General features: G+C 65.7%; 2 protein-coding genes. Both read left to right on the top strand.

From position 1 onward, the window contains the following. On the top strand, positions 1–999 hold a 999-nt coding region (locus VGC77_RS14725; RefSeq protein ID WP_331172309.1), incomplete at its 5' end, for an AAA family ATPase. Positions 1,000–1,019: 20 nt separating this feature from the next. Beyond that, on the top strand, positions 1,020–2,157 hold a 1,138-nt coding region (locus tag VGC77_RS14720), incomplete at its 3' end, for a CpaF family protein (protein ID WP_331172308.1).

The following is a 2,157-nucleotide window of genomic DNA, read 5'->3' as shown; positions in this document are numbered from 1 at the left end:
GACATCCTGGCCGGGCTCGACCAGCTCGCCACGGTGTGCGACGCCGGCACGCGGGTGATCGTGATCGGCCGCGTCAACGACGTCACGCTGTATCGCGAGCTGGTACGCCGCGGCGTCAGCGACTACGTGATCGCGCCGGTGGCGCCGATCAAGATCGTCGGCTCGATCTGCGGATTGTTTTCGGCTCCCGAAGCCCGCGCGGTCGGCCGCATCATCGCCGTGGTCGGCGCCAAGGGCGGCGTCGGCGCTTCCACCATCGCGCACAATGTCGCCTGGGCGATCGCCCGCGACCTGGCGCTGGATTCGGTGGTGGCGGATCTCGACCTCGCCTTCGGCACCGCCGGGCTCGACTACAACCAGGACCCGCCGCAGGGCATCGCCGACGCGGTGTTTTCCCCCGACCGCGTCGATACCGCCTTCATCGACCGGCTGCTGTCGAAATGCACCGACCACCTCAGCCTGCTGGCGGCACCGGCGACGCTGGAGCGGGTCTACGACTTCGGCTGCGAAGCCTTCGACTCGAGCTTCGACACCTTGCGCACCACGATGCCCTGCATCGTGCTGGACGTGCCGCATCAATGGTCGGGCTGGACCAAGCGGGCGCTGGTCTCAGCCGACGACATCCTGATCGTGGCGGCGCCGGATCTCGCCAATCTGCGCAACGCCAAGAACATGTACGATCTGTTGAAGGCGGCGCGGCCGAACGATCGGCCGCCGCATTACTGCCTGAACCAGGTCGGCGTGCCGAAACGCCCGGAAATCAACGCCAACGAATTCGCCAAGGCGATCGAAAGCCAGCCGGTGGTCAGCATTCCGTTCGACGCACAGATCTTCGGCGCGGCCGCCAACAACGGCCAGATGATCGCCGAAATCTCCGCCAACCACCGCGCCACCGAGATGTTCTTGCAGATCGCCCAGCGCCTGACCGGCCGCGGCGAGACCAAGAAACCGCGCGGCTCGTTGCTGGCACCGTTCCTCGAAAAATTGCGGGCTAAATAAATCCCGGGTGGAGCATCGTCGTGTTTGGTAAGCGTAGCGGAACAGATAACGACGGCCGCCTGCCGAAGCCCGCCAGCGCGGCGCCGGAGCCGGCGGTCAGCGTGGCGTTGCGTCCGCCGGTCGATGTGACGCCGGTCGCGGTGGCGTCGCCGCCGCTGGCCCCGGCGCGGCCGACATCGGCGGCGATCGCCATCGAAACCCGGCGCTCCGACGGCTATTATCAGGTCAAGGCGACGATTTTCGGCGCCTTGATCGAGGCGATCGATCTGGCGCAACTCGCCAAGCTCGACGCCGAATCCGCGCGCGAGGAAATCCGCGACATCGTCAACGAGATCATCGCGATCAAGAACATCGTGATGTCGATCGCCGAGCAGGAGGAACTGCTCGACGATATCTGCAACGACGTGCTCGGCTACGGTCCCCTGGAGCCGCTTTTGTCGCGCGACGACATTTCCGACATCATGGTCAACGGCGCCGGCACGGTATTCATCGAAGTCGCCGGCCGCATCCAGCGCACCGGAATCCGGTTTCGCGACAACCAGCAACTCTTGAACATCTGCCAGCGCATCGTCAGCCAGGTCGGTCGCCGGGTCGACGAATCCTCGCCGATCTGCGACGCCCGGCTCGCCGACGGCAGCCGCGTCAACGCCATCGTGCCGCCCCTGGCGATCGACGGCCCGGCGCTCACCATCCGCAAATTCAAGAAGGACAAGCTGACGCTCGATCAGCTGGTCAGGTTCGGCGCGATCACGCCGGAGGGCGCCACGATCCTGCAGATCATCGGCCGCTGCCGCGCCAACGTGCTGATCTCCGGCGGTACCGGCTCCGGCAAGACCACGCTGCTGAACTGCCTGACCAATTATATCGACGACGACGAGCGCATCATCACCTGCGAAGACGCCGCCGAACTGCAGTTGCAGCAGCCGCACGTCGTCCGCCTGGAAACCCGGCCGCCAAATATCGAGGGCGAAGGCCAGGTGACGATGCGCGAATTGGTGCGCAACTGCCTGCGTATGCGCCCGGAGCGGATCATCGTCGGCGAAGTCCGCGGACCGGAAGCGTTCGATCTGTTGCAGGCGATGAACACCGGCCATGACGGCTCGATGGGAACGCTGCACGCCAACAATCCGCGCGAGGCGTTGTCGCGCTGCGAATCGA

Source organism: Rhodopseudomonas sp., from assembly GCF_036404135.1.
GTDB lineage: Bacteria > Pseudomonadota > Alphaproteobacteria > Rhizobiales > Xanthobacteraceae > Rhodopseudomonas_A.
The sequence above is the reverse complement of the archived record's forward strand: the minus strand, read 5'-3'. Positions and strand labels throughout refer to the sequence as shown.